The sequence below is a fragment of the Erythrobacter colymbi genome, from assembly GCF_002155685.1.
Taxonomy (GTDB): Bacteria; Pseudomonadota; Alphaproteobacteria; order Sphingomonadales; family Sphingomonadaceae; genus Erythrobacter; species Erythrobacter colymbi.
Window position 1 is genome coordinate 175,949 of record NZ_MUYK01000003.1, and the last position, 14,267, is coordinate 190,215.

A 14,267-nucleotide genomic window follows, 5' to 3' on the forward strand; every position below is an offset into this window, starting at 1 on the left:
CGGCTCAGAGCTTCCCGTCGGCAGCCAGTTGCATGAAGGTCGGATCGAAACGCAGCGTGATCGCCGCCTTGTCGCCGAGCGTCTTGCCGCCCGGGAACTCCATCCCCACCGCATCGGCCGAGCGCGCGCCCTGCCCGAACAGGCCTTGCGCGAAGGAGAAGTCGCGCACGCGGGTCATGGTGGTGACGAGCTCGGGCGAGGCCATCGCCGCGACCGCCGCCTTGGGATCGGTGTAGAGGAAGGTGGTCGAAAGCTGACCCTCGAAGGCCGCGGCATCGGTGCCGGCCAGCTTCGCCATCGCCGCGCGCGCCGCTGCGCCTTCGGCATCCTGCTTCGCCATCAGCGCCATCGTCTCGTACCAGATGCCCGCGAGCGCCTTGCCGAGGTTGGGGTTGGCCTTGAGCACCTTGGTATCGACCACCATCAGGTCGAGAATCTCGCCCGGAATATCGGCGCTGGTGAACACCGCCCTGGTGCCCGGCACGCCCTTCATCGTGGTCACCTGCGGGTTCCACGCCACCGCGGCATCGATCTGCGGTGAGGCGAAGGCGGCGGCGATGTCGGCATCGGAGGTGTTGACCGTCTTCACGTCGGTCAGCTTCAGCCCGTTCTTTTCGAGCGCGCGGGCGAGCAGGTAGTGCGAGACCGAAAGCTCGGCGAGATAGACCTGCCGGCCCTTGATCCCCGCGACATTGTCGGCGCCCTTCAGCAGCACCGCATCATTGCCGTTGGAATAGTCGCCGAGGATGATCGCGCTGGTGTCCTTGCCGCCTGCCGCGGGGATCGTCAGCGCGTCCATGTTGGCGACTGTCACACCGTCGAGCTTGCCCGCGGTGTACTGGTTCACGCTCTCGATATAGTCGTTCACCTGCACGAACTTGATCGTGATGCCGTACTTGTCGCCCCACTTCTTCACGATGCCCGCCTGCTCGGCATAGGGCCAGGGCATCCACCCGGCGTAGATCGACCAGCCGATGTTGAATTCGGTCTTGGGTGCGGACGCCTCTTCTTCCCCGACGGAGCATGCTGTCACCAGCAGCGCCGCGAGGCCGAGGAGGAGGAAGCGGGCTGCCCGGGAGAGGTGGTGGAGCATGATTCGTCCCCTATGTTGCGCCTGCGAACATCCGCGTTGTCGGGGCGTTTGTCCACCTGAATTATTACGATTGATTGCAAACGTAATATGGGGGAGATTGGTTCCACAATGGCAGGTGCCGCGCCCGCAAAAGGCGCTCCTCTCCACTCCCCCTGCCCTTGCATGGAGGCCGATACCCATGACACGCAAAACCGCCGCCCGCCCGCTCGCCGCGATCATCGCTGCGAGCCTTGCAGCCACCCTGAGCGTGGGCGCCTGCGCCGAGAACAGCCCGCCGCCCAAGGACGCGGTCGGCCCCGTGCCCGACCTTGCCGAGAACGCCATGAAGGTGCCCGGCTTTGCCGATTTCCTCGCGGTCGATGGCGATGCGGTGTGGGTCACCAATGCCGGGCGGGTCGAGAAATGGTCGCCCAAGGGCCTCGAGGCCAAGGCCGATGTGCCGCGCCCCTGCGGTACGATGGCGATTGCGGCGGGATCGCTGTGGGTCGCCAATTGCACCGGGGGCGAGGTGTGGCGCATCAACCTCGCCACCGCCGCGGTCGAGGCGAAGATCGCCACCGGCCTTGCCAACCCCAAGGGCGAGACCAACGTGGTCGCGGGCGCGGGATCGGTGTGGGTGCCGTCGGACCCGGCGGGCAAGGTCGCGCGGATCGACCCGGCCACCAACACCATCACCGCCACGGTCGGCGTGACGAAGGAGACCTGGTACCTCGCCTATGGCTTCGACGCGCTGTGGGCGGTGTCGAGCGAGGGCAAGCTGCTCCAGAAGATCGACCCGGCCACCAACGCCGTCACCGGCACCGCAGCGCTCGGCGACACCCCCGGCTTCCTCGCCGCGGGCGAAGGCGCGGTGTGGGTGCAGGAACAGGGCGACGGGACGGTGGCAAAGATCGATCCCGCGAGCCTCGCCGTCACCGGGCGCACGCTGGTGGGCGACAATCTCAAGTGGGGCGATATCGACACCGGCGGCGGTGCGGTGTGGCTGCGCACGACCGACGACCAGACGATGGTGGTGATCGATCCGGCCACCCTCAAGATCCGCGCCCGCATGGGGGCCGCGGTCGGCAGCGGCGCGCTGCGCTGGACGCCGAAGGGCGTGTGGACCTCGGCGCATGACAACCAGACGCTGTCGTGGTGGAGCCCGCCTGCGGGCAAATAGGCCATAAAAGAAGCGCGCGGGGCGGGTCGCAGAACCCCGCGCGCTTCCCGTTTCCGTGCCCGTTATCGTTTCCCGAAGGGCCCGGACATCGGATCAGAGGCGTCAGAACTTGTAGCCAAGCTCCACGCCGAAACGCTGGCGGCCGCCGGGCGAGATGAACGATCCCCCGAATTCGACCGCGGTGATGACTTCGTTGAGATACTTCTCGTTGAACAGGTTTTCCGCCCAGGCGGTGACCGACCAGTTCTCGCCCTCGAACCCGACGCGCAGGTCCATCACCCCGAAGGTGTCGCGGCGCGAGACCGAGTAGTCGGCATCGCCCACGAAGGCCGGCAGCACCAGCTTGTTGGGCGAATTGGCATCGGCCGGGAGCGGCAGCAGCCCGCTGAACAGCGTCGGGTTGGTGTTGTCCTGCAGCGTGTGGAACCACGTCGGCCCGGTGATGCGGTAATCCGCGCGGGTGACGAAGTTGATGCTGTCGGTCACCGGCAGATCGATCTGGGTGCCGAGGTTGATGGTGTAGTCGGCGGTATAGGGCGACTTGTTGCCGACCGTGACCGGACGCGAGGCATTGGCCTTGATCTCGCTTTCGGTGAGGTTGGCCGAACCGAACAGCGTCCAGCCCTTGACCGGCTCGACGCTGAGGTTGAGCTCGCCGCCGTAGACCTCGACCTCGTCGATGTTCGAGACCACGCGCAGCAGGCCGAAGCCGCCGACGAAGAACTCGAAGAACTGCATGTCGTCGATCTTGGTGTAGTAGCCCGCCAGATCGAAGGTCACCGCGCCATCGAGCAGCGTGCCCTTCACGCCCGCTTCGAAGGCGCTCGAGGTTTCCTTGCGGTACTTGTCGTTGATCCGCACATTGGTGCCGATGAACTGGTTGAAGGCCGAATTGACGATCGCGGCCGAGCCCTGGTTGTTGAACCCGCCCGATTTGAAGCCGATGCCCCAGTTGCCGTAGAGGTTGATATCGTCGGTCAGCTCGTAGCGCAGCGAGATCTTGGGCTGGAACTGCTTGAAGCTGCCCGATTGCGGCGCGATGGTCTGGACATTGCCGCCCACGATCGCCTGACCCGGATTGATAGGCCCGCCGGTGAAGGGATCGCGCACCGCCGGCACGAGGCTTTCGACCCTGCGGTCCTCGATGTCGTAACGGCCCGCAACGGTGACGTTGAAGCGGTCGGTGATGTCACCCTCGACCGAGCCGAAGATCGCGTAGACATCGGTGGTGAAGGCATCGTGGTAGAGCTGCGAGGTCGGGTTGGTGGTGCCGGGCGCGTTGTAGAGCTCGCGGATCACCCCCCGCCCGAGGTCCGCGCCAAGGCTCACGCCCACTTCGCGGTTGATGTGGAGGTAATAGCCGCCGACCTGCCAGTTGATCGGCCCGTCGCCGTTCGAGGCGAGGCGGATTTCGCCGCTGATGTCTTCCTGCTGGCGGATCTGGAACTGCGTGCCGTCGCAGGTCGTCGGGCTGTAGGGCCCGAAGGTCGAGCCGTTCACGGGGTTGAAGATGAAGGGCACCGGGCTGGTGCCAATGAAGGTCGGCTGGTTGAGCGGGTAGCCGGCGAGCGCGGCGGTGCTGGCGAAGCAGGCGTTGGACGCCGCGACCGAGGCGGGGGTCGCGCCCGGGAAGGTGAAGCGCGCGAAGTCGGCCGAGGTGCCGTCAGCGACCAGCGACTGGTCGACATCGCTGTAGGGCAGCCACGCGGTCAGTGTCGCCCCGTCGAACTTGTGCTCGATCTTGGCCGAGGTCTCGAAGGTGGTCTGGTCGTTGGTCGGCCGGATGTTCGAGTAGAAGTTGAAGGGGTGCTCGTTGACGTCCTCGAAGAAGGCCGGGTTCACGCCCGCGAAGTTGGGCAGGTGGAAGGCGGCGTTGAAGGCGATCGAGGCGCCCTTGAGGTCGGCGTAGCGCGCCTTGACGTCGAGCTCGGTGTCGGGGCCCAGTTCGGTCACGAAGCGCGCGTCGACGCCGAAGACTTCCTGATCGTCCACGGTCTTCGAGTTGTCGAGGAAGCTGTTGCGGAAGAAGCCGTCAGTGCGCGAGTAGTTGGCCGAGAGCACGAGGCCGGCGGTGTCGCCCACCGGGGTCGCGATGAAGCCGTTGGCGAGGTAGGTGTTGTCCTGCCCGGCGCGCACCAGCATCCCGCCTTCCAGCCGGTCGCCCGGCTTCAGCGTCTGGAGCACGATCGCGCCCGCCGCCGCGTTGCGCCCGTAGAGCGCGCCCTGCGGACCTTTCAGGATTTCGACCTGCCGCAGCGTGCCCTGGTTCTGGTTCAATTGCGCGGTGTTGGTCTTGAGGATCCCGTCGACCACCAGCGCGACCGAGCTTTCCGCGTCGCGCGCGCCGTTGATGCCGCGGATGTTGATCTGGGTGTCGCCCGCTTCGGCGGTGCCGGTTACGATCGTCACGCCCGGGGTCAGCTGGACGAAGTCATCCGCGCGCTGCACGCCGGTCTTGGCGAGGGCATCGGCGGTGAACACGGTGACCGCCGCGGGGACCTCGGCGAGGGTTTCCGACTGGCGGCGGGCGGTGACGATGATCGCATTGCCCTCCTCCTCGGCCGCCGGGGTCGTTTCGCGCGCCTCCTGCGCCATCGCGGGGGCGGAAAGGGCAATGGCGCCAAGAGCCGCGCCAGAGGCAAGAACCAGACGGATATTCATAAGGCGACTCTCCTGAGAGGGATCGAGAGGTTGAAGGGATCAGACAAGCGGGTTGGCGCCGCTCATGTAGACATAGACTTCCTGGAACTTCGGACCTTCCGCGCCGGGGCGCAGGCGCCAGAAATTGGTGTTGTAGAGCAGCGTCACATTGCCATCGTGATCGTGCAGCTCGGCGGTGAAGCAGGCGGTGATGCGCCCGTTCGCCTCGTCCACGGTGCAGGTGAAATCGCGGTGGATGATGGTGGCGTAGGCCGCGAAGAAATCCTCGAACATCCGCGCGATCTCGGCCTTGCCGCTGTGGCGGGTGAAGGCGGTCTGGACGCAGAACAGCGCGGTATCGTGGAAGCACGACAGCGCGCCTTCGAGGTCCTTGGCATCGACGCGGGCGAAGTACTTGTTCAGCGCAAAGTCGATCAGATCGGCGCGCGCGAGGGTGGGTTCGTACTGCATCAGGCGTCCCCTTCCTTCAGCAGGTTGTCACCCGACATGTAGACATAGACGCGGTGGAACAGCCGGTCCTTCAAGTAGAAGCGGTTGCAGTTCTCGTAGCGCAGCTCCTCGCCCCCGTTGGGCGTGATCAGCACGGTGAACTGCGAACAGATCGGGTTGGTCTCGGGATCGGCAGTGTGGACGAAGTTGCCGTGCCAGATGCTCTCGAAATCGGCGAAGAGCTTGACGAACATCGCCCGGATCGCCTCGCGCCCGTTGTGGACGGTGTTGCTGGTGACCTCGGTCAGGACCGCATCGGGCGTGAAGCAGTCGAGCACCTGGTCCATGACCTTGTTGTCGACCCCGTCAAAATACCGCTTGGTAACGATATCGACGTAGAAGGGATAGGGCAGCGGCGTCTGGCCGGGGCCGCCCTCGCTCCAGCTTTCACTCATCAGTACCAGCCCTTTCGGATATCGGCGTGCTTGGGCACCTCAGGTGCCGGGAAGGCCTTCTTGGAGGGGGAGAGGCCGAGCTCGATCCACGTCTCCAGCTGCTTGTAGGCGACCTGCCCCGGGTTCAGCACCGGCACGGGCAGCTCGCTGGCGAGATAGGCGGCGGACTGGTGCATGGTGGTGGAGCCCAGCACGATCACGTCCGCGCCGTCCTCCTCGATGGCGCGGGTTGCCTCGGCCTTGAGCTTGGCGAAGACGACCTCCTCCTTGCCCTCGAGCAGTTCGGTGACATCGGGCCGCGTGTCGATCGAGCGGACGGAGGCGCAGCGGTGTTCCCAGCCGTGCTGGCTCAGCACCTTCTCGTAGAGCGGGAACCACTGCGGCCACATGGTGATGACGCTGAATTTCTTGCCGAGCATCATCGCGGCGGCAAAGCTCGCCTCGCCCGGGCCGACGACGGGGATGTTCAGTGCCGAGCGCAGCGGCCACAGCCCGCTGTCGCTGACCGTGTCGATCAGCACGCCGGCGTAACCTTCCTCCTCGGCGGTCACCCCGGCCTGGAACACCGTCCAGTCCATCAGCAGCGTGTCGTGGTAGGAATCGCCCAGCGCCGCGCCCCAGCGCACCGCCTCGAAGGTAGGCGCGAAGCCCGGGCGCACGAAATCGGCGGGAAGCTGCTGCGCCCTGTTGGCGACGCCGGCTTCATCCATTGCGATCGGCACGATGACCTTGATGCGCTTCACGGCACTCCCCAGTTGCCTAGGGGTGCGTGGTTATTGTATACAAAACGCGCTCGTCAAGTGATAAACACAATTGTGACACGATGGCCGGCGAGGTGTGTTTTTGTCACCGCACAGGCTTGCCGCACCCGCTGGCAGGCCGCACAAGGGAAGCCTATGACAGCGCGCACTTTCCTCTCGTCCAAGCAGGTCGATCCGACATGAGCCGCGCCTCCGACCAGGCCTATGCCACTATCCGCGCCCATCTGCTGAGCGGCGCGGTCAAGGCGGGCGAACAGCTCACCGAAGACCAGCTCGCCCAGATCACCGGCGTCAGCCGCACCCCCGTGCGCGAGGCCGTGCGGCGGCTGGAGGACGAGCTGGTGCTGGTGCGATCGGACACCAAGCGGCTGTTCGTCGCCGACTGGAGCCGCGACGATATCGAGGAGATGTTCACGCTGCGCCAGATGCTCGAATGCCATGCGGCCGAGCGCGCGGCGAAGCGCCTCACCCGCGAGCAGATCGCCGCGCTGGAGCAGGTGAACCGCGATCTGACTGCGGCGGTCGAGCAGAGCCCGCCCGATGTCGTGCGCTTCCTCGATGCCAACCGCGCCTTTCACGAGGTGATCATCGAAGCGGCCGATTCGCCGCGCCTCGGGCAATTGCTGACGCGGCTGGTCGAGGCGCCGGTGGTGCTGCGCACGGCGCGAACCTATTCGCAGAGCGACCTGCGCCAGTCGGCCCGCGACCATGACGAGCTGGTCGCCGCCTTCGCTGCACGCGATCCCGATTGGGCACGCGCGGTGATGGGCAGCCACCTGCGCCGCGCGTTCCACACCTTCGCCAAAGCGGTCGGCCCGCGCAGCGACGGAGCGGCCAGCGACAAGGACGGGGGCGACGCGTAACAACGCCGCCGCGCCGTTGCGGTTCCTGCAATCGCGTGCAGTCCAAGCATGATTGCAATTGTATACAAAGCGGGTAATTCAGACCGCGAAGCCCCCGCAGCAGCTACAGGCGATTCACCGATGTCAGGCGACTCTATCGAACTGGTCGAAGTGGGCCCGCGCGACGGGCTCCAGAACGAGCCCGACATCATTTCGACCGAGGTGAAGCTCGACCTCATCACCCGCATGATCGGCTACGGCGCGCGCCGGCTCGAGGTGGCGAGCTTCGTGCACCCCGCCCGCGTGCCGCAGATGGCCGATGCCGAGGCGGTGATCGCGGGCCTGCCGGACCGCGCGGACTGCACCTATGTGGGCCTCGTGCTCAACAAGCGCGGGGTGCTGCGCGCGCTCGCCACCCGCGAAGGCGGCGCGCGCGGCGTCGATCAGGTCGGCTGCGTGGTGGTCGCCAGCGACACCTTCGGACAGAAGAACCAGGGCCAGACCATCGAACAGGGCATCGCCGAAACCCGTGAGATGCTCCGCTTCGCCCGCGCCGAGGGTATCCGCGCGCAGGTCACCATCAGCGCCGCCTTCGGCTGCCCGTTCGAGGGCGAGGTGAAGCACGAGACCGTCCTCAAGATCGCCGAGGCCATCGCCGAGGAAGCCCCCGAGGAAATCGCGCTCGCCGACACCATCGGCGTCGGCACGCCGTGGGAAGCAGGCGAACTGTTTGGCAAGCTCGGCGCGCTGCTCGCAGGAAAAATCCCGATGCGCGCGCATTTCCACAACACCCGCGGCACCGGCATCGCCAATGCGTGGGAAGCGTACAAGGCGGGCGTGCGGGTGTTCGACGCATCGCTCGGCGGCCTCGGCGGATGCCCCTTCGCCCCGCGCGCGACCGGGAACATCGCGACCGAGGATCTCGTTTACATGATGCAGCGCTCCGGTGTGGCGAGCGGCATCGATCTCGACGCGGCCATCGCCGCAAACAAGTGGTTTGCGGGCCATCTGGGGCGGGAACTCCCCTCGGCGGTCGCGCGCGCAGCATAAGCTAGAGGAAACGGCATGACGTACAGGCTGGGTGTGGATGTGGGCGGGACTTTCACCGACCTGCTGCTGTTCGACGAGGCAAGCGGCGCCTTCTGGCGGCACAAGACCCCCTCGACCCCGCATGACAGCTCGGAAGGCATCCTCAACGGGGTGAAGGCGATCATGGCCACGGCCGGGATCGGCGCCGAGGACATCACCTATTTTCTCCACGGCACCACGGTTGCGACCAACGCCGTGCTGGAGGGCAAGGGCGCGAAGGTCGGCCTGGTCACCACGCAGGGCTACCGCGACATCATGCAGATCGCGCGCAGCTTCGTGCCCGGCGGGCTTGCCGCGTGGATCGTGTGGCCCAAGCCGCAGCCCCTCGCCCGCCTCGAACACACGGTCGAGGTCCCCGGCCGCATGGATGCGCGAGGGAACGAGGTCGCCCCACTTGATGAAGACGCGGTGCGCGCGGCGCTCCGCAAGCTCAAGGGTGACGGGATCGAGGCGCTCACCGTCAGCCTGATGAACGCCTACCTCAACGGCGCGCACGAGGCGCGGATCGGGGCGATTGCGGCGGAGGAACTGCCCGGTATCCCCGTCTCATTGAGCCACGAAGTCCTGCCCGAAATGCAGGAATACGAGCGCACGCTCTCGACCGTCGCCAATGCGGCGGTGCGTCCGGTGGTGTCGAAATATGTCTCCAACCTGCGCACCAAGCTCGAGGCCGAGGGGCTTAAGGGCCGCCTATCGCTGCTGCGTTCCGACGGCGGGTTGATGAGCAGCCAGAAGGCCGAGGAGCATCCCGTCAACATCCTCATGTCCGGCCCCGCCGGCGGGGTGACGGGGGCGCTGTGGGTGGCGAAGAACGCCGGCTTCGAGAACATCCTGACGCTTGATGTGGGCGGCACCTCGACCGACGTGGCGCTGATCCAGGGCCTCGAACCGCGCCGCCAGCGCACGACCGAAGTCGGCCACCTCTCGGTGCGCGCCTCGGCGCTCGATGTGAAGACCGTGGGCGCGGGCGGCGGCTCGATCGCCCACGTGCCGCAGCTTACCGGCGCGCTGCGCGTCGGGCCGGAGAGCGCTGGCGCGGTGCCCGGTCCGGTTGCCTACAACAAGGGCGGCACGCTCCCTACAGTGACAGATGCCAACGTCGTTCTGGGTTATCTTCCCGAAGATCTCCTCGGCGGCAGCTTCAAGCTCGACCGTGAGGGCGCGAAGGCCGCGGTGCAGACCATCGCCGATGCGCTGGGCGTGACGCTGATGGAAGCCGCGCGCGGCATCATCGACATCGTCAACGAGAACATGTTCGGCGCCCTGCGCATGATCAGCGTGCAGCAAGGCTACGACCCGCGCGAATTTGCGCTGATGGGCTTCGGCGGTGCGGGTCCGCTCCACGTCAACGCGGTCGCGCGGCTGATGGGCAGCTGGCCCGCGATCTCGCCCGTCTCCCCCGGCGTGCTGTGCGCGCTGGGCGATGCGACCACCCGGATGCGCACCGAGACCGCGCGCAGCTTCTCGCGCCTCGCCCGCGACACCTCGATCGCCGATCTCGTCGCGGTGCTCGACGACATGGCCGAACAGACCCGCGGCGAACTTGTCGCGGACGGCATTCCGGAAGAGCAGATCACCTCGCTGTTCGAGATCGACGTGCGCTATGCGGGTCAGGCCTTCGAAGTGCCGCTGACGATCACGCAGGACATTCTCGAGAAGGACGGGATCGAGGGCATCCTCGCCCGCTTCGACGAAGAGCACCTGCGGCTCTTCACCTTCAACATGGACACGCCCCACGAGATCGTGAACCTGCGCGCGGTCGCGCAGGGGCAGGCCCCTGCCCTGCCCGCCGCCGAACTGCCGAAGGGCGACGGCAACCCCTCAGCCGCCAAGATCCGCGACCACGTGATGTGGATCGGCGGCGAGGAGCGGCCTGCGGTGATCTACGACCGCGCGAAGCTCAAGCAGGGCGACGTCATCGAAGGCCCCGCGATCATCACCGAGATGGATTCGACCACGCTGGTCGAACACGATTGCCGCGCGACCGTGGACGCTGTCGGCAACATCCTCATTACTCTCAAGGCGAAGGGATAAGACGATGCCCGCCAAGATCATCGAACCCAACACCACCCCCTTCAACACGGTCGCCATCGATCCGGTCACGCTCGACATCATCGAGAACGCGCTGCGCAACGCGCGCATCGAGATGGACGCGACGCTGGTGCGCACCGCCATGTCCCCCGGCATCCGTGAACAGGGCGACGCCTTCCCGCTGATCTCCGACCCCGCCGGCAAGATGATCGTCGGCCAGTTCGGCAGCTTCATCGACGGGTTCCTCAAGCAATATGACGGCACGATCGAGGACGGGGACATGATATTCCTCTCCGATCCCTATTCCTGCGGCGGTGCTGTCAGCCACTCGAACGACTGGCTGGTGCTGCTCCCCGTGTTCAAGGACGGGCGGCTGCTCGCCTACACCGCGATGTTCGGCCACCAGTCCGACATCGGCGGGAGCGTCCCCGGCTCGATGCCCATCGGCGCATCCTCGATCTTCGAAGAGGGCGTACGCATCCCGCCCGTCAAGATCTGGAAGAAGGGCGAATACAACGAAGACCTGATGAAGCTGGTCATGCACCAGACCCGCAAGCCCGACTGGTGCCAGGCCGACCTCAACGCCCTGATCGCCTCATGCCGCGTCGCCGCGCGCCGCGTGATCGAGATGGCCGACCGCTTCGGCGACGATGTCTATGTCTCGGCCACGCAGGAGCTGCTCGCCCGCAACCACCGCGCGATGAAGGCGCTGCTGGCGATGGCGGTGGCGGAAGAACCAGTCAGCTTCGAGGACTACATCTGCGACGACGGCAAGGGCTACGGCCCCTACAAGATCCGCTGCACGATGTGGCGCGAAGGGGACAAGGTGATCCTCGATTTCGAGGGCACCGATCCGCAGTCGGCGGCCTCGATCAACTTCTTCCTCAACGAGAACATGTTCAAGATGTTCTTCGGCATCTACATGATCATGGTCTTCGACCCGCAGATCCTGTTCAACGACGGGTTCTACGATCTGATCGAGGTGCGCATCCCGGAAGGCTCGCTGCTGAAGCCGCACTTCCCCGCCGCGCTCTCGGGCCGCACCCATGCGCTGGGGCGTATCTTCGACATTCTGGGCGGCCTCCTCGGGCAGAAGACGCCGGAGTTCCTCAACGCCGCCGGGTTCTCCTCCAGCCCCCACCTGTTCTATTCGGGCTGGGACAGCCGCGAGGACGGGACGCGCGACTGGTTCCAGCTGTTCCAGATCGGCTTCGGCGGCATTCCGGGCCGTCCGCTCGGCGACGGGCCGGACGGGCACTCGCTGTGGCCGGGCTTCACCAATGTCCCCAACGAGTTTCTTGAACGCTACTTCCCGCTGCGCATCGAGCGCTATTCGACCGCGCCCGACAGCGGCGGGGCGGGGCTGCATCGCGGCGGCAACGGCATCCACATGACCTACCGCTTCCTCGCCGACGGCGAGATCGCGATCCATGACGACCGCTGGTTCGTCCCGCCGTGGGGCGTCAACGGCGGCCATCCGGGAGCGCGGGCGCGGAAGGTTCTGGAACGCGCCGACGGCACCACCGCGATCGTCGGCAACAAGGTCGAGAGCGTGGCGGTGAAGGCGGGCGACCTCCTGCACTTCATCACCTGGGGCGGCGGCGGCTGGGGCGACCCGCTGGCGCGCGATCCCGCGCTGGTCGGTCTCGAAATCCGGCAGGGCCTCGTCACGCCCGAAGGCGCGCGCGCCTATGGCGTGGTGGCCGATGCCGAAGGCGTGGTGGACGCTGCTGCAACCGAGTCTCTGCGCGCGGAAATGCGCGCCAGCCGCGGCGAGCTTCCGCTGTTCGACTACGGCCCCGGCATCGAGGCCCTGCGCGCCAATTGCGAGGCCGAAACGGGCCTCCCCGCCCCCGTCCAGCCGGTCTGGGGTCCTTCCCTTGGCTTGCGGGAGGCGGCGGAATGAGCGGCGCTCTCCACGGGATCAAGGTCGTCGAAATGGGCCAGCTTCTCGCCGGCCCCTTCTGCGGACAATTGCTCGGCGACATGGGCGCGGACGTCGTCAAGATCGAGCCGCCGGGCGCGGGCGATCCGATGCGCAACTGGGGTCAGGGCGACGAGAAGGTGCAGTGGGAAGTGATCGCGCGCAACAAGCGCTCGGTCACCTGCAACCTCCGCGTCCCCGAAGGTCAGGCGCTCGCCAAACGGCTGATCGCCGAGGCCGACGTGCTGATCGAGAACTTCAAGCCCGGCACCCTCGAACGCTGGGGCATGAGCCCCGCCGAGCTTCACGCCATGAACCCCGGCCTGATCATCGCCCGCATGTCGGGCTACGGACAGGACGGGCCTTACAGCGACCGTGCCGGCTTCGGCGGGATCGGCGAGGCGATGGGCGGCTGGCGCTACATAGTCGGCGAGCCCGACCGTCCGCCGAGCCGCATGGGCATCTCGATCGGGGATACCCTGTGCGCGACCTACGGCTGCATGGGCGTGCTCGCCGCGCTCCACCACCGCGAGAAGACGGGTGAAGGCCAGGTGGTCGATTCCGCGCTCTACGAGGCGGTGTTGCAGGTGATGGAGGGGCTCGTCCCCGAATATGACCGCAACGGCGTGATCCGCGAGCGTTCGGGCTCGGTGCTGAAGGGCATCGCCCCGTCCAACGTCTACACCTGCAAGGATGGCAGCTACATGATCGGCGCCAATGGCGATGCGATCTTCACGCGGCTGTGCCAGGCGATGGGCCGCCCGGAACTCGCGCAGGACGAGCGCTATGCGACCCACATCGCCCGCGGCATCCATCAGGACGAATTGGACGCGCTGGTCAACGCATGGACCGGCACGCTGACGGTCGACGAGGTCGATGCGCTGATGACCGAATATTCGATCCCGGCCGGCCGCGTCTATCGCGCGCCGGAGATGCTCGCCGACCCGCACTTCAAGGCGCGCGAGGCGATCATCGAGGTCGAGACGCAGAACCGCGGGCGCATCAAGATGCAGAACGCCTTCCCCAAGCTCTCGAAGACCCCCAGCACCATCCGCCGCCCCGCGCCTGCCGCGCCGGGGCAGGACAATGCCGAGGTCTTCGCCGAGCGGCTGGGGCTGGACGCGGCCGAGCTCGAACGGCTGGCGGCGGCGGGTATCATCTGATGGCCAGCCCCTCGGCAGCCGACAATTACGCAGGGGTCTATGAAGGGCGGCTCCAGCCCGGCAGCCGCCCTGCCCTGCTGATCGTCGATGTCGTGACGGCCTATCTCACCGAAGGCTCGGCGCTGTTCATGGAAACCGCCGCGGCGGCGCGGGACAGCAACATCCGCCTTGCCCAAGCCGCGCGGGCGGCGGGCGTGCCGGTGGTGTTCACCAATGTCCGCTACAAGCCCGACGGCTCGGACGGCGGGGTGTTCTACCGCAAGGCCCCGGTGCTCAAGGCCTTTGTCGAGGGATCGCCGCTCGGCGCTTTCCCCGAAGGCCTCGCCCCGCAAGAGGGTGAGCGGGTGTTCACCAAGCAATATCCCAGCGCCTTCTTCGGCACCGGGCTTGCCGAGGCGCTCCACGCCGAGGGCATCGATACGCTGCTGGTCACCGGCTATTCGACCTCAGGCTGCGTCCGCGCGAGCGCGCTCGATGCGATGCAATACGGTTTTGTCCCGCTGGTGGTGCGCGATGCCTGTGCCGACCGTCATGAAGGCCCGCACGAAGCCAATCTGTTCGACCTCCAGGCCAAATATGCCGAGGTCATCTCCGAGGCCGAGGCGCTCGCGGTCATCGCCGCCGCTCGCCGCCCCTGAATCGCGAAGGCCCGCCGGGTTG

General features: G+C 66.7%; 12 protein-coding genes. 7 read left to right on the forward strand and 5 right to left on the reverse strand.

Translation table 11 applies throughout. From position 1 onward, the window contains the following. Positions 1-4: 4 nt before the first annotated feature. A complete protein-coding gene (locus BZF57_RS07595) occupies positions 5-1,093 on the reverse strand; it encodes a putative urea ABC transporter substrate-binding protein (protein WP_086736401.1) in 1,089 nt (362 codons plus the stop codon). Positions 1,094-1,271: 178 nt separating this feature from the next. On the opposite strand from BZF57_RS07595, the gene BZF57_RS07600 reads away from it, so the two are divergent. Next, entirely contained in the window at positions 1,272-2,252 is a 981-nt protein-coding gene (locus tag BZF57_RS07600; RefSeq protein WP_086736403.1) for a Vgb family protein, read from the forward strand. A gap of 102 nt (positions 2,253-2,354) precedes the next feature. Here BZF57_RS07600 and BZF57_RS07605 read toward each other — a convergent pair whose 3' ends face one another. Genes BZF57_RS07605 through BZF57_RS07620 form a run of 4 tightly spaced genes read right to left on the reverse strand, consistent with a single transcriptional unit; the run spans position 2,355 to position 6,540 of the window. Further along, positions 2,355-4,913: a TonB-dependent receptor gene (locus BZF57_RS07605; protein ID WP_169712938.1), complete on the reverse strand. Its 2,559-nt coding sequence runs from the start codon at positions 4,911-4,913 to the stop codon at positions 2,355-2,357. A gap of 39 nt (positions 4,914-4,952) precedes the next feature. Next, a complete protein-coding gene (locus BZF57_RS07610) occupies positions 4,953-5,363 on the reverse strand; it encodes a nuclear transport factor 2 family protein (RefSeq protein WP_086736406.1) in 411 nt (136 codons plus the stop codon). Then, positions 5,363-5,797, reverse strand: coding sequence for a nuclear transport factor 2 family protein (locus BZF57_RS07615; RefSeq protein WP_086736408.1), 435 nt, complete (start codon positions 5,795-5,797; stop codon positions 5,363-5,365). The genes BZF57_RS07610 and BZF57_RS07615 overlap by 1 nt, the downstream gene beginning before the upstream one ends. After that, entirely contained in the window at positions 5,797-6,540 is a 744-nt protein-coding gene (locus tag BZF57_RS07620; protein ID WP_086736410.1) for an aspartate/glutamate racemase family protein, read from the reverse strand. Before BZF57_RS07620 ends, BZF57_RS07615 begins: the two co-directional genes overlap by 1 nt. Positions 6,541-6,737: 197 nt before the next feature. Here BZF57_RS07620 and BZF57_RS07625 point away from each other — a divergent pair, with 197 nt between their 5' ends. The 6 genes from BZF57_RS07625 to BZF57_RS07650 all read left to right on the forward strand — a co-directional run bounded on the left by BZF57_RS07625 (position 6,738) and on the right by BZF57_RS07650 (position 14,245). Beyond that, positions 6,738-7,421, forward strand: a complete 684-nt coding sequence (locus BZF57_RS07625; RefSeq protein ID WP_086736412.1) for a GntR family transcriptional regulator — start codon at positions 6,738-6,740, stop codon at positions 7,419-7,421. A gap of 120 nt (positions 7,422-7,541) precedes the next feature. After that, positions 7,542-8,450, forward strand: coding sequence for a hydroxymethylglutaryl-CoA lyase (locus BZF57_RS07630; protein ID WP_086736415.1), 909 nt, complete (start codon positions 7,542-7,544; stop codon positions 8,448-8,450). Between the two features lie 15 nt (positions 8,451-8,465). Beyond that, entirely contained in the window at positions 8,466-10,523 is a 2,058-nt protein-coding gene (locus BZF57_RS07635) for a hydantoinase/oxoprolinase family protein (RefSeq protein ID WP_086736417.1), read from the forward strand. Between the two features lie 4 nt (positions 10,524-10,527). After that, positions 10,528-12,426, forward strand: a complete 1,899-nt coding sequence (locus tag BZF57_RS07640) for a hydantoinase B/oxoprolinase family protein (RefSeq protein WP_086736419.1) — start codon at positions 10,528-10,530, stop codon at positions 12,424-12,426. Further along, positions 12,423-13,607: a CaiB/BaiF CoA transferase family protein gene (locus BZF57_RS07645; protein ID WP_086736421.1), complete on the forward strand. Its 1,185-nt coding sequence runs from the start codon at positions 12,423-12,425 to the stop codon at positions 13,605-13,607. The genes BZF57_RS07640 and BZF57_RS07645 overlap by 4 nt, the downstream gene beginning before the upstream one ends. Beyond that, positions 13,607-14,245: an isochorismatase family protein gene (locus tag BZF57_RS07650; protein ID WP_086736423.1), complete on the forward strand. Its 639-nt coding sequence runs from the start codon at positions 13,607-13,609 to the stop codon at positions 14,243-14,245. The genes BZF57_RS07645 and BZF57_RS07650 overlap by 1 nt, the downstream gene beginning before the upstream one ends. Positions 14,246-14,267 lie beyond the last annotated feature (22 nt).

Coding starts and splice junctions, on each gene's coding strand:
- BZF57_RS07595 (WP_086736401.1), bottom strand. CDS start 1,093: ATGCTCCACCACCTCTCCCGGGCAGCCCGCTTCCTCCTCCTCGGCCTC.
- BZF57_RS07600 (WP_086736403.1), top strand. CDS start 1,272: ATGACACGCAAAACCGCCGCCCGCCCGCTCGCCGCGATCATCGCTGCG.
- BZF57_RS07605 (WP_169712938.1), bottom strand. CDS start 4,913: ATGAATATCCGTCTGGTTCTTGCCTCTGGCGCGGCTCTTGGCGCCATT.
- BZF57_RS07610 (WP_086736406.1), bottom strand. CDS start 5,363: ATGCAGTACGAACCCACCCTCGCGCGCGCCGATCTGATCGACTTTGCG.
- BZF57_RS07615 (WP_086736408.1), bottom strand. CDS start 5,797: ATGAGTGAAAGCTGGAGCGAGGGCGGCCCCGGCCAGACGCCGCTGCCC.
- BZF57_RS07625 (WP_086736412.1), top strand. CDS start 6,738: ATGAGCCGCGCCTCCGACCAGGCCTATGCCACTATCCGCGCCCATCTG.
- BZF57_RS07630 (WP_086736415.1), top strand. CDS start 7,542: ATGTCAGGCGACTCTATCGAACTGGTCGAAGTGGGCCCGCGCGACGGG.
- BZF57_RS07635 (WP_086736417.1), top strand. CDS start 8,466: ATGACGTACAGGCTGGGTGTGGATGTGGGCGGGACTTTCACCGACCTG.
- BZF57_RS07640 (WP_086736419.1), top strand. CDS start 10,528: ATGCCCGCCAAGATCATCGAACCCAACACCACCCCCTTCAACACGGTC.
- BZF57_RS07645 (WP_086736421.1), top strand. CDS start 12,423: ATGAGCGGCGCTCTCCACGGGATCAAGGTCGTCGAAATGGGCCAGCTT.
- BZF57_RS07650 (WP_086736423.1), top strand. CDS start 13,607: ATGGCCAGCCCCTCGGCAGCCGACAATTACGCAGGGGTCTATGAAGGG.